The following is a 25,255-nucleotide window of genomic DNA, read 5'->3' as shown; positions in this document are numbered from 1 at the left end:
CAAAATATTCAGAATTACTAGGAGCAGTTATGCCGTCGCGTCAACAATTGGCAAATGCTATCCGTGCTTTAAGCATGGACGCAGTACAAAAAGCAAAATCAGGTCACCCAGGTGCACCTATGGGTATGGCAGATATCGCAGAAGTATTATGGCGCGATCATTTAAAGCATAACCCTACTGATCCAAACTGGGCAGATCGTGACCGCTTTATTTTGTCAAATGGTCACGGTTCAATGTTGATTTATTCACTCCTTCATTTATCAGGTTATGACTTACCGATGTCAGAACTTGAAAACTTCCGTCAGCTACACTCTAAAACGCCGGGTCATCCCGAATATGGTTATACGCCGGGTGTTGAAACGACAACAGGACCACTTGGTGCAGGTATCTCAAACGCTGTAGGTATGGCGATTGCTGAAAAAACATTAGCAGCTCAGTTTAACCGTGACGGCCACGATATTGTCGATCACTTCACCTACTGCTTCTTAGGCGACGGTTGTTTAATGGAAGGTATCTCGCATGAAGCTTGTTCATTAGCGGGCACTTTAGGTCTAGGTAAGCTAGTCGCATTTTGGGATGACAATGGCATTTCAATCGATGGTGAAGTTGAAGGCTGGTTCTCTGACGATACTCCTGCTCGTTTTGCTTCATATGGCTGGCACGTAATTGCTGATGTTGACGGTCATAACCCTGAAGCAATCAACGCTGCTATAGAAGAAGCCAAGTCAGTAACTGACAAGCCTAGCATGATCTGTTGTAAAACCATTATCGGTTTTGGTTCACCGAATAAGTCAGGCTCTCATGACTGCCACGGTGCTCCATTAGGTGAAGAAGAAATTGCTGCGGCTCGTGAATTTTTAAACTGGCCACACGCGCCATTTGAAATTCCAGCTGACATTGCCGCGGATTGGAATCAATCTGACAAAGGCACGGCTTCTCAATCATCTTGGAATGATAAATTCTCGGCATATCAAGCTGCTCATCCAGAATTAGCCGCTGAATATGAACGCCGTGTGATAAAAGGCGAATTACCTGCTGATTTCGCATCAAAAGCAGATGCATTCATTCAAGAATGTGCTGATAAAGGCGAAAGCATTGCTTCACGTAAAGCATCACAAAATGCAATTGAAGCTTTCGGTAAAGTATTACCTGAACTTTTAGGTGGCTCTGCTGACTTAGCAGGTTCTAACCTTACTTTATGGTCTGGTTCAAAAGGTATTCAAGACGACGCTGCCGGTAACTATATTTTCTACGGTGTACGTGAATTTGGTATGTCTGGCATTATGAACGGTATCTCATTACACGGTGGTTTTATTAACTACGGCGCAACGTTCATGATGTTTATGGAATATGCGCGTAACGCAGTTCGTATGTCGGCGCTTATGGGTATTCAAAACATCTTTGTTTACACGCATGATTCAATCGGTCAAGGTGAAGATGGTCCTACGCATCAGCCAATCGAGCAATTAACTAACTTACGTACTACACCAAATATGGTGACATGGCGCCCGGCAGACTCAGTAGAATCTGCAGTTGCATGGAAAAATGCTATTGAGCGTCAAAATGCACCGACATCATTGGTATTTTCTCGCCAAGGTTTACCGCATCAAACTCGCTCAGATGAGCAAATAGCAAACATTGCAAAAGGTGGTTACATTTTACGTGATAGTGTTGGTACACCTGAAGTTATCTTGATTGCAACCGGCTCAGAAGTGTCATTAGCACTTGCTGCGGCAGATCAGTTAGGTGACAACGTACGTGTTGTTTCTATGCCATCAACCAATATATTTGATGGACAAGATGCAAATTACAAAGCGTCAGTACTACCTTCGTCGGTAACTAAACGTGTTGCGATTGAAGCAGCACATACTGACTTCTGGTACAAGTACGTTGGCTTTAATGGCAAGGTTGTCGGCATGACGACTTTCGGTGAGTCTGCGCCAGGCGGTGACTTAATGAAGCACTTTGGCTTCACTGTTGAAAACGTTGTAAATACAGTTAATAGCCTGTAATTTACAATCAACGAATATCTAGGCGCCAAATTAGGCGCCTTTTATTTTAGAAAGAGATTATGACAGTAAATATTGCGATTAATGGTTTTGGCCGAATAGGTCGAAGTGTCGCTCGAGCATACTTTGAAAATGCTCGATACGACGATTTCAGCTTAGTAGCTATTAATGAACCCGCTGACGCTAAAGGAATTGCGCATTTACTTAAGTATGACACTACGCACGGGCGTTTTTCCTTTGCAGTTAGCCATGAAGACGATAGTTTATTCGTAGCTGGCCATGAAATAGCATTAAGCCATCAAACTTCGTTAAATAGACTACCGTGGCAGGCACAAGATGTCGATATCGTACTTGATTGTACAGGCAAGTATTCTTCAAAAGCCGAAGGGCTAGTTCATATTGCTCAAGGTGCTCAAAAGGTATTGTATTCTCATCCTGCGTCTCAGGATGTTGACTCAACAATCATCTATGGCATTAATCACGATGGGCTCAGCGACGAAGATAACGTTATATCTAATGGCTCGTGTACCACCAATTGTGTTGTACCTGTAATCAAAGTAATTGACGATGCATTTGGCATAGAAAGTGGCACCATTACCACAATTCATTCTTCCATGCATGATCAGCAAGTCATTGATGCCTATCATGACGATTTAAGAAGAACCCGCGCAGCAAGCCAGTCTATTATTCCTGTTGATACCAAATTAGCCGTTGGAATAGAAAGAATTCTCCCCAATTTAACTGGTCGATTTGAAGCAATTGCAGTTAGAGTGCCTACTATTAACGTAACAGCTATGGATTTAAGTGTAACGGTAAATAGCGATGTAACCATTAACGATATTAATCAAGCAATTATAAAAGCTAAAGATAATGGCCTAGCCGGCATACTCGGCTATACCGAAGAGCCATTAGTGTCAGTTGATTTTAACCACGACCCCCACTCCTGTATTGTTGATGGTAATCAAACACGAGTCAGTCACAAACGATTAGTAAAGATGCTGATTTGGTGTGATAACGAATGGGGTTTTGCAAACCGTATGTTAGATACCGCCAGTGAAATGGCCAAATTTATAAATAAATAGTTCGGAGTCACAAATGTCAGTCATCAAAATGAGTGATCTATCACTTCAAGACCAACGAGTTTTAATTAGAGAAGATTTAAATGTTCCAGTAAAGGATGGCAAGATCACATCAGATGCCCGCCTTCGTGCAGCTTTGCCTACACTAAAGCTTGCTTTAGAGTCAGGAGCAAAAGTAATGGTGATGTCACATTTAGGCAGACCAACAGAAGGAGAGTTTAATGCAGAGTTTTCACTACAACCAGTTGTCGACTACTTAGCTGCGGCACTTAACTACCCTGTTCGTTTGGTAAAAGATTACTTAGACGGTGTAGAAGTAGGAACAGGCGAGCTTGTAATATTTGAAAATATCCGTTTTAACGAGGGTGAAAAGAAAAACGACGAAGCGCTTTCTCAAAAGTTAGCAGCGTTATGTGATATCTACGTAATGGACGCATTTGGCACAGCTCACCGAGCACAAGCAAGTACTCATGGCGTAGCGAAATTTGCACCTATCGCTTGTGCCGGCCCATTACTTGCTGGCGAATTAGATGCACTAGGAAAAGCACTCGACAACCCTGCTCGCCCGTTAGTAGCAATTGTTGGTGGTTCTAAAGTTTCAACTAAGCTGACGGTACTTGACTCTCTTTCAAAAGTTGTTGATCAGCTCGTTGTCGGTGGAGGTATAGCAAATACCTTTATTGCTGCAGCAGGCCATAATGTTGGCAAATCACTTTACGAAGCAGATTTAATTGATGAAGCTAACCGTTTAACGTCAGCAGCAAAAGCTAATGACGGTGACATCCCAGTACCTTCTGACGTTGTTGTTGGTACCGAATTTTCTGAAACGGCTAAAGCGACATTAAAACCAGTAAATGAAGTAGCTGATGGCGATATGATTTTCGATATTGGCCCAGAATCAGCAAAAGCACTTGCAAATGTGCTTAAAAACGCAGGAACTATCGTTTGGAATGGCCCTGTTGGTGTATTTGAATTTGACCAATTTGGCTCAGGCACTGAAGCGATAGCAAAAGCAATTGCCGAAAGCTCTGCATTCTCTATCGCAGGTGGTGGTGATACCTTAGCAGCCGTAGATAAGTACGACATCGCAGACAAAGTATCGTACATATCAACTGGTGGTGGCGCTTTTTTAGAGTTTTTAGAAGGCAAGAAACTACCGGCAGTTGCGATTTTAGAAGAAAGAGCTAACGGTTAAATCATTAAGCAAAATAGAGAGTACAGAATATGCTGCGCTCTTAATTATTCAATTTCTAACATCTAACTATACCTCATCGCATGCTAAAATATTTAGCATGCGTATTCATAACCCTCATTTATAAAAAAGTAATCCTTCCTCTTTTTAACAACACGATATAAATACCGGCCTTTTATTAGCTACGGCGACACGTTACTTTATTGCCGAGCATGTTGTAAACTTTCAATCAAAACATCCATATTTCACTCAATTACTTAATATTTGTTGTTATGGATTTACATAACAAGAATGACAGCGTTGTCTATTGTTTTTATTGACGTTAAGGCTATATTTTTTAGTGATTTTTAACGCATCATTCTGCTACAATCGCGCCGCTTTTAACTGAAAACTTTTAAAAGTAGCAACAGTTTTTGTTTCATGATGACAGAATACAAATTAGGAGTATTACATGGCTTTAATTTCCATGCGTCAAATGCTTGATCACGCAGCTGAAAATGGATATGGCATTCCCGCTTTTAACGTAAATAACTTAGAGCAAGTTCGTGCCATTATGATTGCGGCTGATAAAACAAACAGCCCAGTTATCTTACAAGGTTCTGCAGGCGCACGTAAATATGCAGGTGCACCATTTTTACGTCATTTGATTTTAGCCGCTATTGAAGAATTTCCGCATATTCCTGTGGTTATGCATCAAGATCACGGTACATCTCCTGCTGTATGTCAACGCTCTATTCAATTAGGCTTTTCTTCAGTAATGATGGATGGTTCTCTTGGTGAAGATGGAAAAACACCGTCGAGCTATGAATACAATGTCGATGTTACTCGCCGTACAGTAGAAATGGCACACGCTTGTGGTGTATCTGTAGAAGGTGAGTTAGGCTGCTTAGGCTCACTAGAAACTGGTGAAGCTGGTGAAGAAGACGGTATTGGCGCTGAAGGCAAATTAACCATGGAGCAAATGTTAACAGACCCTGAAGAAGCAGCTGACTTTGTACAAAAAACACAAGTTGATGCATTAGCTATTGCCTGTGGTACATCACATGGTGCGTACAAATTTACTCGCCCACCAACAGGTGACATTTTAGCTATTGACCGAATTAAAGCAATTCACGAACGTATTCCAAATACACATTTAGTTATGCATGGTTCTTCGTCTGTACCGCAAGAATGGTTAGCAGTAATTAACGAATTCGGTGGCGAAATCCCAGAGACTTATGGTGTTCCTGTTGAACAAATTTGTGAAGGTATTAAGCACGGTGTTCGTAAAGTAAATATTGATACTGACTTACGTTTAGCATCAACTGGCGCGACACGTCGCTTCCTAGCTGAAAACCCTAGCGAATTTGACCCGCGTAAATTCTTAGCGAAAACAACTGAAGCTATGACCGAAATCTGCATCGCGCGATATGAAGCTTTCGGTACAGCTGGTAACGCTGGAAAAATTAAGCCTATCTCTTTAGATAATATGTTTAACCGTTACAATAACGGTGAGTTAGACGCACTTATCAAGTAAAAACCTCGTCATCATTAAAAAAAGGGCCTTTAGGCCCTTTTTTATTACTATTTTTTAACAAATAAAACGTTTTATTATAGGTTTCGACTAAATTGTTTTATATAATTCGACAAAATAATACTAGGGAGAAATAAAATGGATGTAGTAGTTGATTTTTTTAATAATAATCAAGAAATGCTAATCGGATTTGGCATCAAATTTATTGTCGCAATAATCATTTTCATTGTTGGTAAGTGGTTATCTAGGCTAGTCAGTAAAACAATCTCAAAAGTAATGCTTCACAATGGCGTAGATTCGACAGTCACTTCATTCGTCGCAAGCTTAGTTTATGGTATTGCATTTGCGTTAACCGTTATTGTCGCCATATCTCACCTTGGCTTTAACACTACATCATTAGTCGCCATTTTAGGTGCTGCTGGTTTAGCTGTTGGTTTGGCTTTACAAGGCTCATTGTCTAACTTTGCCTCTGGCGTACTCCTTATTTTGTTTAGACCATTTAAAGCAGGCGACTTTGTCGAAGTGGCTGGTGTTGCTGGCGTAGTTGAAGAAATTCAAATTTTTTCGACAATGTTGAAAACGGGTGATAATAAAGCAGTTGTTATTCCTAACGGTAACATTACTGGTGGCGTAATTACCAATTACTCAACTAAACCAATTCGTCGTGTAGACATAGTAATGGGTGTGAGTTACGACGCTAATCTTGCTGACGCAAAGAAAATCTTAGCTGACGTTGTTGCTAAAGATGAACGTGTATTGACTGATCATGACGTTACTATTGGCGTGAGTGAGTTAGCTGATAGTTCAGTTAATATTGTTGTTCGCCCTTGGGTAAAATCTGGTGACTATTGGCCAGTATACTTTAGTTTGTTAGAAAATATGAAAGTAGCGTTAGATGACGCCGGTATCGACATTCCATACCCACAAGTTTCAGTTCATATGAATAAAGAGGAACAAAATGAAAAATAAATTGATTGCTGCAACCATCAGCTCGTTATTACTTAGTGCAGCATCATTTGCAGAAGAAAGTGCTGAAACAGCTAAACATGAATACAATGCTTCAGCTGAGCTTGGCTTTTTATATAAAACAGGTAATAGCAAAAGCGGTGACGTTAAAACTGGCTTTGACTTTGAGCACAAATATGCGCAATGGACCAGTAAATTAGTCGCAAATTTATTGTATAGAAAGACTGAAGTAGAAGTTACAGAAGAAGATGGCTCTACGTCTGACGAATTTGAAACTAGCGATCAAAAGCTAACCATCAATGGTCAAACTAACTATACAATTGAAGCCGACGGCGCTAACTATATTTACGGTAGTTTTGGTTATACAGACGATCGCTTTAGTAGCTTTGACTACCAAACGCAAGCATCTGCTGGTTGGGGTAAAAGATGGCATAATAATGACGTTTGGGAATTTACTTCTGATATTGGTCCTGGTTTCAAACGCGACCGTTTAAGCGCAACAGATACACAAAAAAGTGAAAACAACGACGCATTTATCATTCAGGCTCAAGCAGCTTACAAAAGAAAGTTAAATGAACATGTTGAATTAAAACAGTTAGTGCGTATGACGCAGGCGTTTGAGAGTGACGACAACAGTGTCTATATCGCTGAAACTTCTGTTACAACAAAGTTAATTGAAGAACTTGCAATGAAGTTTTCTTTCCGAGTTGAGCACAATACAGAAGTTGATGAAGGTAAAGATAATACTGACACGCAAACAGCAATTACTTTAGTTTATAGCTTCTAATCATTTATTATGATTGTAAAAAGCCCCTTACATAGGGGCTTTTTTATTGCTCATTAGGAATGCAATAATGCTAGCGAACAACGCCACATAACCTGCATAAATAAATGTCTGCTGAGCACCTAGACCATCCATCCAATACACACCAGCCAAATAAGCACCTATAGCACCACCAATACCGTACATACCGCTAACATATACTGCTTGTGCTCTATTTTGTTGGTTCGGGTTAAAGTGGTTTTGAATAAACTGCATCGATGCACTGTGATACAACCCGAAACTTGCCGCGTGTGCCAACTGTGAAATTGCTAGCATAATGCCATTATCACCAAAGTAGGCCATAATAAACCAACGTGCGGCGGTAATCGCAATGCTCAGTACCAATAAGTTTTTAGCGTCAAACCGCTTAAACAATCGACCCGCCACGATAAAAATGACAATTTCCGCGACAACAGCTAGGCTAACGAACATTCCTACGGCATAACTTGGATAAGTTAAATCTCTTAAATATAAAGCAAAAAACGAATAATACGGACCAAAGCTTAATTGAAATAGTAACCCAGATATAAAAAACAGAATAAAATTGGCTGTCAAAAATTTATGAATTATTCTGCTATTAACATTCACAAAAGACGTACGACAATTAGTTTCATTTAGCCATAAAGTGGATAGCCAAAGGCCAACTAAAATAACAAAGCCAATAGCAATAAAGCTATCACTACCAAAGTATCCAATTACTTCACCAGAGGCTAACGCAAAAACTATAAACCCTACACTTCCCCATAACCTAATTCGTGCATAAAATTTGGTACTTTTGCGCATAGCACCTAACGTTAGCACTTCCATTTGCGGCTGCATGCCCGTCCAGAATAAGCTAAACAACGCAAGTATCGTGAGAATAGGCCAATAACCATCGACAAAAAACAGAACACTAAAACACACAAGTGATAATGTAGCTCCCAATTGAATAAACGGCAGCTTTTTACCTGTTTTATCTGCCATAAATGCCCAGAATGTTGGACCAATGATCTTAGTAGCTGTGAATACCGCTAAAATCTCTCCCATCTGCAGAGAGTTAAAACCACGACCTTCGAGAAAAATAGCAAGGAAAGGAATAGCTAAACCGAGGACCGAAAAGTACCAAAAATAGCTGTTAGATAATCGAGTAAAGTTTTTAATATGCATAAAAATAAAAAGCTCGCCGCAGCGAGCTTACCAAATCACTCTATTATTGGCGTGGAGCATCGTACATCAGCATTTTGTGCTCGATGCCTTAAGTAATGGTCCATTAATGTTAATGCAAGCATGGCTTCAGCGATAGGTACAGCTCGGATACCAACACAAGGATCATGACGTCCTTTAGTAATAATATCCATTGGCTTACCCTCTATATCAACAGTTTTGCCACTAACACCTATGCTTGAAGTTGGCTTCATTGCAATATGCGCTACAATTGGTTGGCCAGAAGATAAACCGCCTAATACTCCACCTGCGTGATTAGATTCAAAACCGTCAGGTGTTAATTCATCACGATGCTCTGAACCCTTTTGATTTACAACGTCAAAGCCATCTCCAATTTCAACCCCCTTAACAGCGTTAATGCTCATTAAGCTATGCGCAATATCGGCATCGAGTCGATCGAAAATAGGTTCACCTAACCCGACAGGCACACCTGTAGCGACTACCGTGACCTTTGCACCAATAGAGTCTTTTTGTTTTATAATTCCACGTAATGTTTCATCTAACTGTTCGAGTTTAGATTCGTCAGGAAAAAAGAATGGGTTGTCTTCAACGATACTCCAGTCAAACTGTTCTGCTTGAATATCTGCTATTTGACTAACACAGGCTTTTATCTCAATACCAAGTTGTTGCTTCAAATATTTCTTAGCAATAGCGCCAGCCGCTACGCGCATAGCAGTTTCACGAGCAGATGATCGCCCACCACCGCGATAATCTCTAAAGCCATACTTTTGGGTATACGTGTAATCTGCGTGACCTGGCCTAAAACTCTGAGCGATATTACCGTAATCTTTTGAGCGTTGATCAGTGTTTTCAATCACTAAGCCAATTGGTGTACCTGTTGTTTTACCTTCAAAAATACCAGACATGATCTTAACTTCATCAGCTTCACGCCTAGCAGTGGTAAAGCGAGAAGTTCCAGGTTTTCTTCTATCTAAATCTATTTGTAAGTCTTCTTCGCTAATTTCCAGCCCTGGCGGGCACCCATCAACAATAGCCCCTAACCCTAAACCATGACTTTCACCGTATGAGGTGACTGTAAATAACTTTCCGTATGAATTACCTGACATTATCTTGCAACTACCTGCTGATTAAATACTTCTTGAAATTGTGTTAACTGCGCTTTCGTTAAAATAAACACACCATGCCCACCCTTTTTAAACTCTACCCAATGAAACGGTATTTCAGGATATGTCGCCTCAATATGTATTTGAGAGTTTCCTACTTCACAAACCAAAATACCTTGTTCGGTTAAATGGCTCGCCGCTTTTGCCAATATTTCACGAGTAATATCTAAACCATCATGACCTGAACCTAAGCCTATTTCTGGTTCATGGGTATACTCTACCGGAAGGCTATCAACGTCTTCTTGGTCTACATAAGGCGGGTTAGTAACGATTAAATCATATTTTTCTTGTGGAACTGAAGAAAAAAGATCAGATTGGATTGGAATAACTTGTTCCAATAAACCATGACCTTCAATATTAATCTGAGCAACATTCAGTGCATCTAGTGACAAATCAAGCGCATCGATTTCTGCGTCAGGAAATGCGTATGCACACGCAATCGCGATACAACCACTGCCTGTACACAAATCTAATATTCGCTTAGGTGGCGTATGCCTTAAGTATGGTGAAAACTTATCCGAAATTAATTCTGCAATAGGCGAGCGAGGCACCAGCACACGATCATCTACATAAAATGACAGACCTGCGAAATATGCTTGATTCGTTAAGTAAGCTGCTGGCAGTTGCTCTTCGACTCGACGACGAATAATCTCATAAATATCTTCTTTTTCTTCTTCAAGAATTTTTGTCGACTTAGCTTTGATAAATAATTCTTCTGGCAAAGCTAAGCTGAACATCACAAGGTTTACTGCCTCATCCCAGGCATTATCAGTACCATGGCCAAAATAAAGATCTGCACGATTAAATTCGCTAGCAGACCAGCGCACCCAATCTTCAATTGTTGTGAGTTGTTCGATGAGTGAAGATGCCGTCATGAATAATTCCTAAACAAAAGCTTACTAACAAAGCTCATTATCAACAGTAAAACGAGAGTCTACCAAGACAAAAATAGCTAAGTAATATATCATTAAATCTCACTGTTATCTCGACCTTTACCATGAAATTTAAAGATTTATTAACCAGCGAAGAAAAGCAGCAATTTAAAGAAGCTATTGGTAAAATTAAACCTATGGTGCAAGACAAGGTCGTGCACCCTAAAACTAAAAAAACATCAACAATTCGCAAAGCCAATGATTTAACGACAAGGCAAGGGGCAGAATTCCATTTCTCTGATGAATTTGAACCAAATTTAAACCAAACAGGTCCGATGAAATACGTTAAGGAAGGCGCCGATAGTTATGAAGCTAAAAATCTCCGTCGAGGTATATATCAGCCGGAGTTGATATTAGATTTACACGGTTTAAACCAAGAACACGCTAAACGAGAAATTGCCGCGCTATTAATCGCTTGCCATAAAGAACATGTGCGGTGTATCTGTATCGTTCATGGAATAGGAAACCGTATTTTAAAAAATAAAGTCCCACATTGGTTGGTTCAACACCCTGACATTTTAGCATTTCATCAAGCACCTTTAGAATATGGTGGAGATGGTGCTTTATTAGCCTTAATAGATATAAAAGATAAATTTTAACTTTATATAGAAATATTTAATCTGAAGGGGTAAGCATTCTTATATACTCACCTTTCATTGTTTCAATGTCATAATTTATTTCAACAATAGCTGCAGTTTGAAAAAGTGGTGCCTGTTGGTGTTGAGTCAACGTTGATACTAAATAACTAACAATTGGCATATGAGAAACAAGTAATAGTTGCTCAAATTTATTAACTGACAACTCTCCGTCTATTAGATCATGTACTTCTTGTGCAGAGCCATCGGGAGTAATCACTGATACAGTTTCAACTTTTTTGCACGTTAGCGTGCTCGCTAACGCTTTATAAGTCTGCTGTGCTCTTATATACGGGCTTACCCATACCAAATCAGGCGCAATAGACAATTCATTGAGTCGTTTTCCCATTAGCTCGGCCTCTAGCATTCCCTGATTAGTGAGTTGCCGCTTCGCATCAGACTCAGCCTGAAAACTCGCTTGTCCGTGACGCATAATGAAAATTTGCATTGACTATCTCCCGCACATCAAAAAAACGCGGATGCTCGATAAAAATTCCGGCTATAGTAAAAGAAACCGGTGACGATTTATAACAACAGTTAAGAATAAAATAGACTAACTTTATTCCTTCGGGTAATTTATAACAAAAACAAAGCTATAATAAAAATAATAAAATGCTAAATGTTGGCTGCAGCCGTCAATATAAGTGTTTAATAGGAGTTTATTGTTGAAACAAAGCCCTAATGATAAAAAACACTACCTTCCCATTACGCTTGATAATGGTCTAAAAGTACTGCTTATTCAAAATAAAGAGTCTGATAAAGCTGCTGCAGCACTCGCTGTCAATGCTGGTCACTTTGACGACCCTAAAGATCGTCAAGGGTTGGCTCATTTCGTAGAGCACATGCTTTTCTTGGGCACGAAAAACTACCCCGACGGTAGTGAGTACCAAAAATTCATTAGTCAACATGGTGGCCACAATAACGCATGGACAGGTACCGAGCACACATGTTACTTCTTTGATATTCATAGCAGTTACCTAGAACCAGCGCTTGCACGCTTTGCTGATTTTTTTATATCACCATTACTAAGTGAACAGTTCGTTGAATCTGAACGACAAAATATCGACGCAGAATTTAAATTAAAACTTAAAGATGATATTCGCAGGCTTTACGACGTACACAAAGAAACAGTAAACCAAGCTCACCCCTTTGCACAATTTTCTGTCGGCAACATAGAAACATTAGCCGACCGACCAGGCCAACCTGCTCAACAAGATATAGAGCAATTTTTTAAGCAATACTATAAAGCTGAACTAATGACCTTGGCTATAGAAGGTCCGCAAGATGTTCAAGACTTAAGAAAGTTGGCTCATCAATATTTTGATTCTATTGCTAGTGGTGGTAAAAAAGTGGCGGTAACCACCCCACTTTACTTAACAGAAAACTTGGCGATGGAAATATCCGTACAGCCAGTAAAAAATGATAAACAGTTGATAGTGAGTTTTGCCCTGCCATGCATAGACAAGTATTACCGACATAAACCTGAATCCATTCTTACTTACCTATTAGGTCATGAAGGGAAAGGTAGTATTCTTTCTTACCTTAAAAACAAACAATGGGCATTTGGCCTTACGGCTGGTTCGGGTATTAACGGTTCAAACTTTAAAGATTTTAATATTAGTATTTCGCTTACCGAAGCAGGGGAACTACACACTGAGGAAATCCTCGATACGATCTTTAGTTATATTCAGTTATTAAAAAAAGCGCCGATTCCTCATCACTTCTATTTTGAAAAACAAGAACTTGCCGATACCGCATTTCAATTTTTAGAAAAATTAAAACCAATGGACTCAGTTAGTCAACTCGTGGTTAACATGCAACATTACCCGATAGACGATTACATATTTGGTGATTATGTAATGGAAGGCATGTGCGATAAGTCCATCACGGAATTACTAGCGTTTATTAATCCAGAAAATTGCCGTGTCATTAAAATTGGTCAACAATACCGTTGCGACAAGGTTAGTCATTGGTATCAAGTACCTTACGCAATAAACAATATCAAGCAAAAAACGCTAGAAAAGTGGGCAAAAATTGATATTTATGAGCAATTATTCTTACCTGATGAAAACCCCTATATTGTAGAGAAGCCAAAAGTTTGGCCTCACAGTTACGAATCTAACAAACCCGCACTTATAGAAACACAAAATGGTCTGTGCATCTGGTACAAACAAGACACCACTTTTAAAGTACCCAAAGGTTATATTTATTTAGGAATTGACTCACCATTAGCAGTATCATCAACAGCTAATATCGCGATGACAAGACTTTTCGCTGACTTGTTTACCGATAAAGTAATTGAAGAGCATTACGACGCTGAGTTAGCAGGTATTCACTATCATTTATATGCTCATCAAGGTGGCATAACGCTGCAAGTTTCAGGTTTAAGTGAAAAACAGCCGCTGCTACTTGGCAAGCTATTATCAAGTCTCACGAATCATTCATTTAACGAAGAGCAATTTAATTTATTAAAAAATCAGCAACTTAAACAATGGGAAAATGCGGATAAGAACAAGTCTATCTCGCAACTTTTTTCTACACTTAGTGCGTTTATGCAGCCTCATAACCCCTCTTCAGAACAACTAAAAGAGGCCTTAGCACCAATATCTTTTGACGCGTTTAATCACTTTTGTCATCAGCTGTTCGAACATGTGACATTAGATGTACTAATTCACGGCAATTGGCTCGAAAATCACGCACACGATATTGCCGAACTGATCAAAGATGCATTTGATCATAATTTTGACGGCAGGAATCATGTTAGCTGCCCAATAATAGACATCAGCGAGCAAAAAGAAATAATTATCCCCGTTGAAATGCTCGACCATGATCACGCCGCCGTTTGTTATTACCCTCTAACAGAAAAAGATAACGACTCCACTGCGCTAACGATGTTAACTAGCCATTTGTTAGCACCAATTTTCTTCCAAGAAATGCGAACAGAAAAGCAATACGGATATTTAGTGAATGTTGGTTATATTCCTATTAATCGTTATCCTGGCATTGCTTTTTATATTCAGTCACCAAATACCCTGCCTTGCCAGTTAATTGAAGCAATGGACGAATTTGTCGAGCAAGCTGATAAGAAGATATCAACGATATCAGAGCAACAATGGTTAACATTTAAACATGGCTTAGCTGCACAATTGAAAGAAAAAGACACTAGCTTACGCACCAAGAGCCAACGTTTTTGGGCGGCTATATGTAATAAAGATTTTGAATTCAATCGTAAGCAATTACTGATTGAATCTATCGAAAAAGTAACGTTAGCCGATATTAGCAGCTTTTTAAATGAACTTATCCGCTGTGATGAACACCATCATTACATAGAAAGAGTAACTTTGGTTTCTAGCGATAACATCAATGATTTAACTCATTGGCAAAGCAGAGTAGCCGAAATAGTACTAATGCCACAAGAATTTACACAAAACAGTAAAAGAAAATACTGATTTTTTAATGAAAAGCCTAATCGATATTTGACTTGAGGTTAGGCATTCGATTAAATGAGTGCACAAAATTATTATTATAATGACCGCCCGTTAATGGCAGTTAATACGTGAAGTTTTTGCAGTATATTTTTTTAACAGGTCAAAAAATCATCTCTTCGTTGCTTATTTTAGTTAGCTTGCTAACAATAAGTTCGCTTTCTGCTGCCGCTCAAGAAAATACAACGCAGTTAAAATTCAAACAACTCACCACCACAGATGGCCTTTCCCAAAGCTACGTATTTTCTATCGTCCAAGACAAACATGGCTTTATGTGGTTTGCCACGCAAGATGGTTTAAACCGGTATGATGGTTTCGAGTTTGTTCATTATCGTCACAACGTCGATGATCCCAAGTCTTTAGCTGATAATTATGTGCGAACCTTATTTATCGATAGTAATGACAACTTATGGGTTGGCACTAAAAATGGTTTAAGTAAATATGACGCCCAAAAAAACAACTTCATTAACTTTAGACACGAAGAAGATCGCGAATCTGAATCGCTAAGTGACAATGTCATTTGGGATATTTACGAAGGAAAAACTCAAAATGAAGAAAATGAGTTTTTAGTGAGCACCTCAACCGGTCTTCATCGTTTTAACCCTGATTCTAAAACTTTTACCAAAGTTACGGTTAAACAATTTGAAAACAGTTTCAATGAAGTGAAAACCATATTCCAAGATGAAAACAATGACTATTGGCTAGGCTCATTTGATAATGGTATCTATTTAGTCAACCAAAGTTTTACCTTAGCAAAACACATACAAACTAGTACCAGTAAATCTGCATCTGCTAAATGGAATTTATCACTAAAGGCCAACTCGCTTTATGATATGAAGAAAATTGAAGAACAGTATTGGCTAGCTACCGATAAGGGGCTGTATATACTCGATCAACAATTTCAAGTTGCCCATCATATTACTCATAAATCGAGCAATGGAAGGTTATTATCAGATCAAATCAGAGCTATCGAACTTAACAACAATGGAAATATATGGTTAGGCTCTAACAAAGGTATCAATAGTATAAATCAAATTACTCTTGATATTAATGAAATTGACCTAAGTAGCTCAATATCGGGAAGCTTTGATATTCCTTGGATTATGTCTTCGTTTAAAGACTCAGCAAACAATATTTGGTTAGGTACATATGGGGGAGGAATACAATTTAGTAGTAGCCATTCTAATTTATTTCAGAATGGACCTTCAGAAAATGTAGTGTCTGATAGGTGGATAAGTTCTTTCGCAGAAAGTTTCGATGGAAACATTTGGTTTAACAATGAACAAGGAGAGCTTTTTTTCAAGGAACCTATAAGTAATGATATAACTCACATTCCACTTCCTATAGAAGTAGCCCAAATACGAAATAAAAATAAAAACTCTATTTGGCTTAAGTCTTATGAACAAACTCTACATGAACTAAATCTAGCCGATCATAAACTAATTAATCACCCTAAATGGAGCCCTTCAAATAATCAGTATCAAGAGCTAGTAGCAATAGGTAATTCAATTTGCCAAATAGATACCCAAGGCCATTTGAGTTGTTACGATAGTGAACGAGAAACAACACGCTCTAACTTACCAGACGGCGAAAACTCAATATCACTTATAGAGAAAGGTGAAGGAAATAATATAGTTCTTTTGACTGATAGTAAGGTTATTTATAGCTATGAGCTAGGGGCACCAAGTTTTTCAGCAGTTTTCTCTTTGATGGAGTCAGAATATAAAGATTTTGAGATTAAACATATTGCATATAAAAAGGACAACCTGTGGTTAGCTTCTAATGGTCAGGGCATAGTTCATATCAATTTGCTAACCAATAACTCCACGCTATTCAACGAAAGTAATAGTTTAAATAATAGCTTTATTGCTGACATAATTGTTTCTAAGCGAGATAACCTTTGGTTCGCCACTAATAATGGTATTGGTGTAATTAGCGGAGAAAGCAAGTCAAGCAAACTATTTGATTCTGACTACAATCTTCAAGGAATAGAGTTTATTTCATACTCTTCTCTCTATACACAAGAAAACGACATATTTTTCGGAAGCCCTAATGGATATTACAAATTTTCCGCAAATGACGTATTTCATACACCGCAAAAAATTAAGCCTCCAGTATTAAGAGATATAAGTATTGCAAATAAAAGTATTACGACAATAAACGAATATAAGCATGTTAGTTCAGCACTTGATTTCACTTTCTTAAAAAAAGTAGCAATAAACTATTTGGATTTTCCTCTGAGCATTGAGTTTACATCTCCAAATGCCTCTCTACCCAATCAAACAAAATATAAATATAGACTAAAAGGATTAGAGGAATCTTGGGTAGAAACTACTATAGCTAACCGAAGAGCCACATATACCAACCTAAGTCCTGGAACTTATCTATTTGAAGTCGAAGTATTTGACACATTCAACCCCAAAATATCTGAACGCACACAGCTAGAAATAGAGATTCTTCCACCTCTATGGCTAACCAACAGCGCCAAATTCATCTATGGATTAGCAGCAATCCTTATGGTGTTGTATTTTGTTCAGCAATGGCGCCACCGTCGCCAATATCACTTACAAATAAAGAAAAGTGAAGAGCGCTTAAAGTTATCACTTTGGGGCAGCGGTGATGAAATGTGGGATTGGAATATCAAAACCAAGAAGATTTTCCGTTCGAATATTTGGGGCATTCTAGAATTCCCTCAAGATGGGACGCGTAATGTAGGTACAGAACAAACCAATATTCATCCAAATGACATTCCCCGGGTAAAAGATGCACTAAACGAACATTTTGATAAGAAAACTGAACATTTTGAAATAACCTATCGAGTTAAAGACAAACAAGAACAGTGGGTTTGGGTTCTAGACAGGGGAAAGGTCGTTGAACGAGATGACAAGGACAAACCTCTACGTATGACTGGTACCTTAAAAGATATCTCTCATATTAAAAAGGCAGAAGAGCGCTTAAAACTTTTTGCTAAATGTATTGAAAATATCTCTGAGGCGGTAATTATTTACGATCGTCAATTTAATATTGTCGACGTTAATAAGTCTTTCATACGTATTACGGGCAAATCTAAAGCCAGTATGCTGGGTAAACAAATTAAATTTAATCGTTACCCTGATAGCTTTACTCAAGCGATTAAAAAACACTTAGTCATGCATGGTAGCTGGCAAGGTGAAATTGAAAGCCGCAGAGGACAAGATGAAACCTACTACACTGACTTAACACTTGATGTGATTCGCGATGAAAGTAGCAATATTTCTCATTTTGTCGGGGTATTCTCAGACATTACCGCTAGAAAGAAATCTGAATCAGATTTACGGAAATTAGCGAATTCCGATACTTTAACGGGTTTACCTAACCGTTCTTTTTTCCAAGCAAATCAACAACGATTGGTAAAAAATAAAATACCTCATGCCCTATTAGTATTTGATCTGGATAATTTCAAAAAAATTAATGACTCAATGGGCCATCAAGTTGGCGATATGATATTAATTGAAGTTGCCAAACGCATCGTAAAAATAGGCTCAAAACGCAATAGCGTCTATCGACTCGGTGGAGATGAATTTAGTGTAATAATTGAAAATACTAATGACATTCATACTATTACTTCTCTAGCAAAAGACATTTTAAAACTAATTGCGCAACCACTAAAGGTAAGAAACCAGGAAATAGTGCTTTATAGCAGTGTCGGCATCGTTCTTTACCCAGAAGATGGCGCAACACCAGCTGAGCTGTTAAAAAATGCCGATACAGCGATGTACCACGCTAAAGATAGTGGGGGTAATCGTTATCAGTTCTTCAGCGATTCAATGAATAAGCAAGCGGTAAAACGCATGCAAATCGAAACGCTTATCAGGCATGGCTTAAAAGAAGATTACTTCTCAGTGTTCTATCAACCCAAAATCGAAATTGCCACCGGAAAAGTCGCTGGTATGGAAGCATTAGTGCGCTTTGAAACACCGACTAAAGGTATAATTAGCCCCGTGGTCTTTATTCCGGTATCAGAAGAAACAGGACAGATTATCGATATCGGTGAAATTGTTTTGAGAAAGTCTTGTTATGCGGCGAAAAAATGGGTTGATGCAGGATTGTTTGACGGCCGTGTAGCAGTAAATTTATCAGCAGTTCAGTTTACCCAACCTAACCTGCCTAAAATGATTGCCACAATTCTAGAAGAGAGCGGTTTACCTGCTAAACATTTAGAGCTGGAAATCACAGAAGGTACGGTAATGGACTCGCCACAGCAAGCGATAGATACCATGTTGCAAATTCGTTCTATGGGCATACATTTGTCATTAGATGACTTTGGCACAGGTTATTCGTCACTCGCGTATTTAAAAAAATTCCCACTTAATACACTTAAAATTGACAAAGCTTTTGTTGATGATATTGAAATATCAGAACAAGGTCGCAATATGGTAGCAACTATTGTCACTATCGCTCATAACCTAGGTATGCAAGTTGTTGCTGAAGGCGTTGAAACCAATAACCAGTTAAGCTTTTTATCAGGCCTAGCTTGTGAGCAACTGCAGGGCTACCTATACAGCAAGCCTCTTCCAGAAAGCGAATTCCAGAAATACCTGTTGAGCTATCAAATTACTGATCAATCTACCAGCATGTTGAAAAGCTAAACTCAGTCAAAAAACGTTAAAATTTTGACTCTATTTGCTACTTTAAGTGTTCAGCATCATAGCGGCGCCAAAAAATCATCGCCCACATAGAAAACTATAAAAACCCTTTGTATATCATGAACTAACATACACTATTTTTATTTGGAAAACTTGCCAGCAAGTTGGCATATATATCGCTTTCCCTTAACGGAACTTAACAACCATAAGGGAAACAAAATGATAACAGAAATTATTCTTTCAACCATGTTGTCAATGGCACAACCAGCCGCTGGAGAAGATTCTTTAGGGTTAGACACTTCACCAAACTACACAGAAGTAACTGTTGGTGAAAAGCGTCGTGGCGAGCGCATTGGCGAAAAGCGTCGTGGCGAGCGCATCGGTGAAAAACGCCGTGGTGAGCGTATTGGCGAAAAACGCCGTGGTGAGCGCATCGGTGAAAAGCGTCGTGGAGAAAGAATCTAATGATTAACTTAATTAAATCTATCTTTGGCCACAAGCCAAGCGAAAACAAAATTGCCAAAGCAATTGTAATTAAAGAAATGCCTGCATCCGACTTAGGAAAGTAAACATTTTTTCGTGTGATATATGCTACACGGAAGTTAGCGTATTACTTTTTTAAAGATTGCCTCTTACTTGTTATGCGTTAAATAACAAACAATTCAATCCAAAATTCTTAGCCACTTTCATTCGCTTCTTCATACAAAACATTGGCCAAAGTACCGGCCCAAACAAAAGTCCGCCCAACGCCCAGCGACGTCTTCCTAAGCCATTTGAAATTGCCTGACAATAAAAAAACACAGAGCAAAGTAAACTGACAGCTAAAGCTAGTAACAACATAATACTAAACCTTCAAAAACAATTAGAGTAAAAGCACCAATTCTCAGCAAAGCAATATACATTAATTAGTTGAGATTTGAAAGAGAAACGTACATTTTACATACAAAAAAAGAGGCAAATATTGCCTCTTTTTTTGCGCTGATTGCCAAATGCCTTGGCAAATAATACCTATTTATTTAATAAGGTTAATAACAAGTCTCGCCTTTTTCTGCCATTGCAACTAACGCATCACAAGGCTTAAAGCGTTCACCATACTGTTGCGCCCATTGATTGAGTTGGTTAACAACATCTTTAGCCCCAACTTTATCTATGTAACGGTAAGGCCCACCTAGGAATGGCGGGAAGCCGATACCAAATATTGCGCCAATATCACCATCTCTAGCATTGCGAACAATTTTTTCATCTAAACAACGTGCAGCTTCATTTAGCATCATATACACACAGCGTTTGGCAATATCTTGCTCAGATAATTTACCTGAAGGTGTTACACCCAATAAGCTATAAACATTTTCATCTACTTGCTTCTTACCTTTCTTAGCGGCGTTGCCATATAGATAAAAGCCTTTGTTCGATTTCTTACCTAAACGACCATCATTAATTAGGCTGTCGAAAGCATCTGGCGTCGTAAAACGTTCTCCTAGCTCAGCTTTAAGAATTGGGCCAATTTTTGCGCCAATATCAATACCTACTTCATCAAGTAATTGCATTGGACCTACAGGGAATCCAAATTTAACTAACGCTTTATCTAACTTATCAACTGGCTCACCTTCAAGCAGCATTAATGCAGCTTCGTTCATATAAGGTGCTAAAATGCGGTTAACAAAAAAGCCTGCTTTGTCTTTTACTACAATTGGTGTTTTGCCTTGTTTCTTAGCAAAAGCAACAGTAGTCGAAATCGTTTGATCAGAGGTTTTCTCATGCGCGATGATTTCAGCCAGTGGCATTTTATCCACAGGTGAAAAGTAGTGCAGACCAATCACGTTTTCTGGACGCGCTGCTTTTGCAGCAATTTGACCAATAGGTAAACTTGAAGTATTACTTGCAAATATGGTGCTTTCACTACAATTTTGCTCTACATCTGCCACCATTTTTTGCTTTAACGATAAATCTTCAAATACCGCTTCAACAATAATATCAACATCCTTAAAACCCGAATAATCAAGCGTTCCTGTGATACCAGCCATCTGCTGCTGCATCTCACTATGGCGCATAAAACGACGTTTTACTTTTTTATTCAGCAAATCATAAGTGTATTTAAGCGCGGCATTTATGCCTTTATGAGCGATATCTTTAACTCGTACTGGAACCTTAGCTTTAGTCGCCGTGACAAATGCGATACCACCGCCCATAAGGCCACCACCAAGTACACCTGCTTTAGATACTTTTTCAGGAGCAACACCCTCAACGCCATGTTCTTTCTTCATATCCGTCGTAGCAAAGAACAAATTACGTAACTGTTCAGACTCTGGTGTCATCACTAAGTGCCCAAAATGATCTGCTTCTACTTGATAACCCATCGCAGGAGAACGCTCTACGCCTACTCGTACGCAATCAATGATTTTAAGTGGTGCAGGGTAATTGCCTTTCGTTTTGGCCAAAACTGACTTTGTCGCTTGATCGAAAAGTACTTTGCGGCCTAAAGGGTTACCTTCTAGTAACTTATCCATTGTTGAGCGCATAAGTGGCTTACGCTTAACTTTACCTTTTAACGCTAGCTTTTCTGCCGTCTCGACCAAAATACTATTAGGTACAACGTCATCCACTAATCCTGACTTTAGTGCTTGCTTAGCACGCAATTGTTTGCCTGTTAGCATCATATCTAACGCTTTTTGAATACCGACTAGTTTTGGTAAACGTTGCGTGCCACCACTACCCGGTAACAAACCAAGCTGTACTTCAGGTACACCTAATGCAGTTTTACCATTATCACTACAGATACGCGCGTGACAAGCTAACGCCAATTCAAGTCCACCACCTAAACATGCACCGTTGATGGCTGCTACTAGTGGCTTAGGAAAATTCTCCATTTGATCAAAGATCATTTGGCCTTGACGAGAGATCGTTGTTGCTTCTTCAGCTGTTGTGCAGTCTGCTAACATATTTATATCAGCGCCAGCTACAAAAGAGTCGGCTTTGCCACTAACGACAACAACACCTGTGATGCTGCTATCTTCTTTAATCTCCTTCAATACTGCAGTAATTTGCTCACCAAATTCTGCTTTTAGAGTATTCATCGTATCGCCTTTCACATCCATAATAAGATGTGCGATACCATTTTCCTGACGCTTAAGCGTAAAAACGCTATTTTTTTGATTGTTATTTGCTTCAGTCATTAGTCTGTCTCCACAATCATTGCCGCACCTAAACCACCTGCTGCACAAGCTGTTGTAAGGCCTATACCGCCGCCTCGACGGTTTAATTCATTTAATGTTTGCGTGATAAGTCTTGCACCTGTCGCAGCAAATGGATGACCATAGGCCAGTGAACCGCCCATTACATTAAACTTATCCATATCTATTTCACCAATAGCTTTATCACGACCAAGGTGTGTTTGAGCAAACTTCTTAGAGCCAAACATTTTCATATTGGCAAGCGCTTGTGCAGCAAATGCTTCGTGCATTTCAATTAAGGTTAAATCACTTAGCTCCATACCTGCACGAGATAATGCTAATGGTGTCGCAAAACTTGGCCCCATCAACATATCTTCCCAAACATCAATGGCTGCAAATGCATAGCTCTTGATATAACCTAGTGGCTTGTAACCTAGTTCTTTTGCACGACCTTCACGCATTAATAAAATAGCCGATGCACCATCGGTTAACGCCGTACTATTGGCTGCCGTTACGGTACCATGCTTACGATCGAACACAGGGCGCAATTTCGCGTAACCCGCTAATTCTGAGTTTTCGCGGAAACAGTTATCTTTTTCTATAAAAGTTTTATGCGGCTCAGGATGTGCAGTCATCACTTCGCCATCAAGCTTACCTGCCGCCCAACTTTCTGTTGCCAACACATGAGAGCGATGTGCTAATTCATCTTGCTCTTGACGAGATATTTGATGAGTTTTTGCCATTTGCTCGGCTGTTTGTCCCATTGAAAGACCTGTTGAGTACTCAGCCACTGCTGGTGGAACTGGTAACAAGTCTTTTAAACCAAGTTGGCGAATAAGCGCAAACTTTTGACCCATGGTTTTTGCTTTAGACAAATCTAACAAAGTACGTGCTAACTTTTTAGTAACACCGATAGGAGCCACAGAAGAAGAATCAGCACCACCTGCTATACCAACATCAGCAATACCAGCCATAATAGACTCGGCAACATTTACCGTTGATTGGAAGCTTGTCGCACAGGCACGCGACACACTATATGCATCAGTATGGACATTCATACCGGTACCTAACACGATTTCACGCGCAATATTTGGTGCTTCAGGCATTTGAACAACTTGGCCGTACACTAACTGATCAACAATTTTTGGATCAATCTCATGCTTTTGCATTAGTTCGTTCACAACCATCTTGCCTAAATCGACGGCTGGTACGCCATGAAAAGCAGTAGCTTGTTTAGCAAACGGAGTACGTAAGCCTGCTACGATAGCAATACGTTCACCTTGTGGTGTCATAATTGTTTTTGACTTTGTCATTATGTTTCCTTTAAGAGGTCTGACCTCTGAAAATTTAACTCAATTCTAACGCCTCAGCATTTTTTTTCAATACGTTGTCTAATTTATGTTCATTGCGATAATTTCTTACAAGATAAACCTTGTATTTATTGTTGGGAACCATATATAAAGTCCAGTGTCTTAAAAATGGCATACATAAACACTAATAACACTAGTAGATAGATAATAAATAGAAAACTAATCCTATGACTATTGAACACTTTTCAACCCTTAAAACCCACTTATCTGAGCAAATCATTGGCCAACAAGACTTAGTAGAAAATCTACTGATTGCTTTGCTTGCTAATGGTCATCTAATTGTTGAAGGCCCTCCTGGCTTAGCAAAAACCAGAGCAGTAAACGCATTAGCTGATGGATTAGAAGCTGATTTTCATCGTGTTCAATTTACCCCTGACTTATTACCTGCTGATTTAACAGGAACTGACATTTACCGCCCTGAAGACGGGACCTTTGTGTTTCAATCAGGGCCGCTGTTTAGAAATTTAGTGTTGGCAGATGAAATTAACCGGGCACCTGCAAAAGTACAATCAGCATTGTTAGAGGCGATGGCAGAAGGCCAAATAACCGTTGGTCGTAAAACATACAAGTTACCAGAACTGTTTTTAGTTATGGCCACCCAAAACCCGATAGAGCAAGAAGGGACTTACCCTTTGCCAGAAGCGCAATTGGATCGCTTCTTAATGCATTTATCGATAGATTATCCTGATGTTGCAAGCGAATTAGACATTTTAAAGCTCAATCGTGGCGAAGCATTAAAACAAGAGAACAAACCGCTTAGAACGCTTTCTCAAGACGAAATTTTTGCAGCACGCGAAGATGTATTAAAAATTCATATGGCGCCAGCTGTAGAGCAGTATATCGTCGATTTAATCATCGCGACGCGCAAACCTGAAAAATATGACGAAAAACTCAAACAGTGGTTAGCCTTTGGTGCAAGTCCGCGTGCCACTATCGCTTTAGATCGCTGTGCGAGAGCACGCGCTTGGTTACATAACCGCGATTTCGTAAGCCCCGAAGATGTTCAAGCTGTATTGCACAACGTGCTAAGACATCGTTTACTGTTAACTTATCAAGCGGAAGCCGAAGGTATTACGACAAATCAAGTCATCGACTTGCTTGTCGAACTTGTTGCTATAGGTTAATAGGT

At 39.2% G+C, this 25,255-nt stretch carries 17 protein-coding genes; 11 read left to right on the top strand and 6 right to left on the bottom strand.

What is annotated here, in order from left to right; all coding sequences use genetic code 11:
* Positions 1-29: 29 nt before the first annotated feature.
* The 6 genes from tkt to HII17_RS15705 all read left to right on the top strand — a co-directional run bounded on the left by tkt (position 30) and on the right by HII17_RS15705 (position 7,546).
* On the top strand, positions 30-2,012 hold the full coding sequence (gene tkt / locus HII17_RS15730) for a transketolase (protein WP_169076325.1): 1,983 nt from the start codon (positions 30-32) through the stop codon (positions 2,010-2,012).
* 59 nt (positions 2,013-2,071) lie between these two features.
* A complete protein-coding gene (gene epd, locus HII17_RS15725) occupies positions 2,072-3,091 on the top strand; it encodes an erythrose-4-phosphate dehydrogenase (RefSeq protein ID WP_169076324.1) in 1,020 nt (339 codons plus the stop codon).
* A gap of 13 nt (positions 3,092-3,104) precedes the next feature.
* Positions 3,105-4,283: a phosphoglycerate kinase gene (locus tag HII17_RS15720; protein WP_169076323.1), complete on the top strand. Its 1,179-nt coding sequence runs from the start codon at positions 3,105-3,107 to the stop codon at positions 4,281-4,283.
* A gap of 448 nt (positions 4,284-4,731) precedes the next feature.
* Entirely contained in the window at positions 4,732-5,796 is a 1,065-nt protein-coding gene (gene fba / locus HII17_RS15715) for a class II fructose-bisphosphate aldolase (protein WP_169076322.1), read from the top strand.
* Between the two features lie 135 nt (positions 5,797-5,931).
* Positions 5,932-6,762, top strand: a complete 831-nt coding sequence (locus tag HII17_RS15710; protein WP_169076321.1) for a mechanosensitive ion channel domain-containing protein — start codon at positions 5,932-5,934, stop codon at positions 6,760-6,762.
* The gene (locus HII17_RS15705; RefSeq protein WP_169076320.1) at positions 6,752-7,546 is read left to right on the top strand and encodes a DUF481 domain-containing protein; all 795 of its coding nucleotides are present in this window, start codon (positions 6,752-6,754) and stop codon (positions 7,544-7,546) included. The genes HII17_RS15710 and HII17_RS15705 overlap by 11 nt, the downstream gene beginning before the upstream one ends.
* 27 nt (positions 7,547-7,573) lie before the next feature.
* Here the strand turns inward: HII17_RS15705 and HII17_RS15700 are convergent, their stop codons facing one another.
* The 3 genes from HII17_RS15700 to prmB are packed head-to-tail and all read right to left on the bottom strand — an operon-like array spanning position 7,574 to position 10,784.
* Positions 7,574-8,728, bottom strand: coding sequence for an MFS transporter (locus HII17_RS15700; protein ID WP_169076319.1), 1,155 nt, complete (start codon positions 8,726-8,728; stop codon positions 7,574-7,576).
* Between the two features lie 35 nt (positions 8,729-8,763).
* Positions 8,764-9,852: a chorismate synthase gene (aroC, locus tag HII17_RS15695; protein ID WP_169076318.1), complete on the bottom strand. Its 1,089-nt coding sequence runs from the start codon at positions 9,850-9,852 to the stop codon at positions 8,764-8,766.
* Positions 9,852-10,784, bottom strand: coding sequence for a 50S ribosomal protein L3 N(5)-glutamine methyltransferase (gene prmB / locus HII17_RS15690; protein WP_169076317.1), 933 nt, complete (start codon positions 10,782-10,784; stop codon positions 9,852-9,854). Before prmB ends, aroC begins: the two co-directional genes overlap by 1 nt.
* A 122-nt stretch (positions 10,785-10,906) precedes the next feature.
* Between prmB and smrB the strand changes: the two genes are divergently transcribed.
* Positions 10,907-11,440 carry an endonuclease SmrB gene (gene smrB, locus HII17_RS15685; protein ID WP_169076316.1) on the top strand — a complete coding sequence of 178 codons (534 nt, stop codon included), beginning with the start codon at positions 10,907-10,909 and terminating at the stop codon, positions 11,438-11,440.
* Positions 11,441-11,456: 16 nt separating this feature from the next.
* On the opposite strand, the gene sixA is transcribed toward smrB, so the two are convergent.
* Positions 11,457-11,924 carry a phosphohistidine phosphatase SixA gene (sixA, locus tag HII17_RS15680; RefSeq protein ID WP_169076315.1) on the bottom strand — a complete coding sequence of 156 codons (468 nt, stop codon included), beginning with the start codon at positions 11,922-11,924 and terminating at the stop codon, positions 11,457-11,459.
* A 217-nt stretch (positions 11,925-12,141) separates the two neighbouring features.
* Between sixA and HII17_RS15675 the strand changes: the two genes are divergently transcribed.
* From HII17_RS15675 to HII17_RS15665, 3 genes are all read left to right on the top strand, one after another.
* Entirely contained in the window at positions 12,142-14,925 is a 2,784-nt protein-coding gene (locus HII17_RS15675) for an insulinase family protein (RefSeq protein WP_169076314.1), read from the top strand.
* 116 nt (positions 14,926-15,041) lie between these two features.
* A complete protein-coding gene (locus HII17_RS15670; RefSeq protein ID WP_169076313.1) occupies positions 15,042-19,589 on the top strand; it encodes an EAL domain-containing protein in 4,548 nt (1,515 codons plus the stop codon).
* A 216-nt stretch (positions 19,590-19,805) separates the two neighbouring features.
* Positions 19,806-20,051: a hypothetical protein gene (locus HII17_RS15665; RefSeq protein WP_169076312.1), complete on the top strand. Its 246-nt coding sequence runs from the start codon at positions 19,806-19,808 to the stop codon at positions 20,049-20,051.
* Positions 20,052-20,611: 560 nt separating this feature from the next.
* Here the strand turns inward: HII17_RS15665 and fadJ are convergent.
* Positions 20,612-22,759, bottom strand: a complete 2,148-nt coding sequence (gene fadJ / locus HII17_RS15660; protein ID WP_169076311.1) for a fatty acid oxidation complex subunit alpha FadJ — start codon at positions 22,757-22,759, stop codon at positions 20,612-20,614.
* The gene (fadI, locus tag HII17_RS15655; protein WP_169076310.1) at positions 22,759-24,069 is read right to left on the bottom strand and encodes an acetyl-CoA C-acyltransferase FadI; all 1,311 of its coding nucleotides are present in this window, start codon (positions 24,067-24,069) and stop codon (positions 22,759-22,761) included. The genes fadJ and fadI overlap by 1 nt, the downstream gene beginning before the upstream one ends.
* A 224-nt stretch (positions 24,070-24,293) precedes the next feature.
* On the opposite strand from fadI, the gene HII17_RS15650 reads away from it, so the two are divergent.
* Complete coding sequence (locus tag HII17_RS15650; RefSeq protein WP_169076309.1) at positions 24,294-25,250, top strand: AAA family ATPase; 957 nt, start codon at positions 24,294-24,296, stop codon at positions 25,248-25,250.
* Positions 25,251-25,255 lie beyond the last annotated feature (5 nt).

The organism is Thalassotalea algicola (assembly GCF_012932965.1).
Classification (GTDB): Bacteria; Pseudomonadota; Gammaproteobacteria; order Enterobacterales; family Alteromonadaceae; genus Thalassotalea_F; species Thalassotalea_F algicola.
Note: the sequence above shows the minus strand (reverse complement) of the source record. Positions and strands in the feature narration are given on the sequence as shown.

Excerpts from the sequence above, each read along its gene's own strand:
- tkt (WP_169076325.1), top strand. The coding sequence starts at position 30 with ATGCCGTCGCGTCAACAATTGGCAAATGCTATCCGTGCTTTAAGCATG.
- epd (WP_169076324.1), top strand. The coding sequence starts at position 2,072 with ATGACAGTAAATATTGCGATTAATGGTTTTGGCCGAATAGGTCGAAGT.
- HII17_RS15720 (WP_169076323.1), top strand. The coding sequence starts at position 3,105 with ATGTCAGTCATCAAAATGAGTGATCTATCACTTCAAGACCAACGAGTT.
- fba (WP_169076322.1), top strand. The coding sequence starts at position 4,732 with ATGGCTTTAATTTCCATGCGTCAAATGCTTGATCACGCAGCTGAAAAT.
- HII17_RS15710 (WP_169076321.1), top strand. The coding sequence starts at position 5,932 with ATGGATGTAGTAGTTGATTTTTTTAATAATAATCAAGAAATGCTAATC.
- HII17_RS15705 (WP_169076320.1), top strand. The coding sequence starts at position 6,752 with ATGAAAAATAAATTGATTGCTGCAACCATCAGCTCGTTATTACTTAGT.
- HII17_RS15700 (WP_169076319.1), bottom strand. The coding sequence starts at position 8,728 with ATGCATATTAAAAACTTTACTCGATTATCTAACAGCTATTTTTGGTAC.
- aroC (WP_169076318.1), bottom strand. The coding sequence starts at position 9,852 with ATGTCAGGTAATTCATACGGAAAGTTATTTACAGTCACCTCATACGGT.
- prmB (WP_169076317.1), bottom strand. The coding sequence starts at position 10,784 with ATGACGGCATCTTCACTCATCGAACAACTCACAACAATTGAAGATTGG.
- smrB (WP_169076316.1), top strand. The coding sequence starts at position 10,907 with ATGAAATTTAAAGATTTATTAACCAGCGAAGAAAAGCAGCAATTTAAA.
- sixA (WP_169076315.1), bottom strand. The coding sequence starts at position 11,924 with ATGCAAATTTTCATTATGCGTCACGGACAAGCGAGTTTTCAGGCTGAG.
- HII17_RS15665 (WP_169076312.1), top strand. The coding sequence starts at position 19,806 with ATGATAACAGAAATTATTCTTTCAACCATGTTGTCAATGGCACAACCA.
- fadJ (WP_169076311.1), bottom strand. The coding sequence starts at position 22,759 with ATGACTGAAGCAAATAACAATCAAAAAAATAGCGTTTTTACGCTTAAG.
- fadI (WP_169076310.1), bottom strand. The coding sequence starts at position 24,069 with ATGACAAAGTCAAAAACAATTATGACACCACAAGGTGAACGTATTGCT.
- HII17_RS15650 (WP_169076309.1), top strand. The coding sequence starts at position 24,294 with ATGACTATTGAACACTTTTCAACCCTTAAAACCCACTTATCTGAGCAA.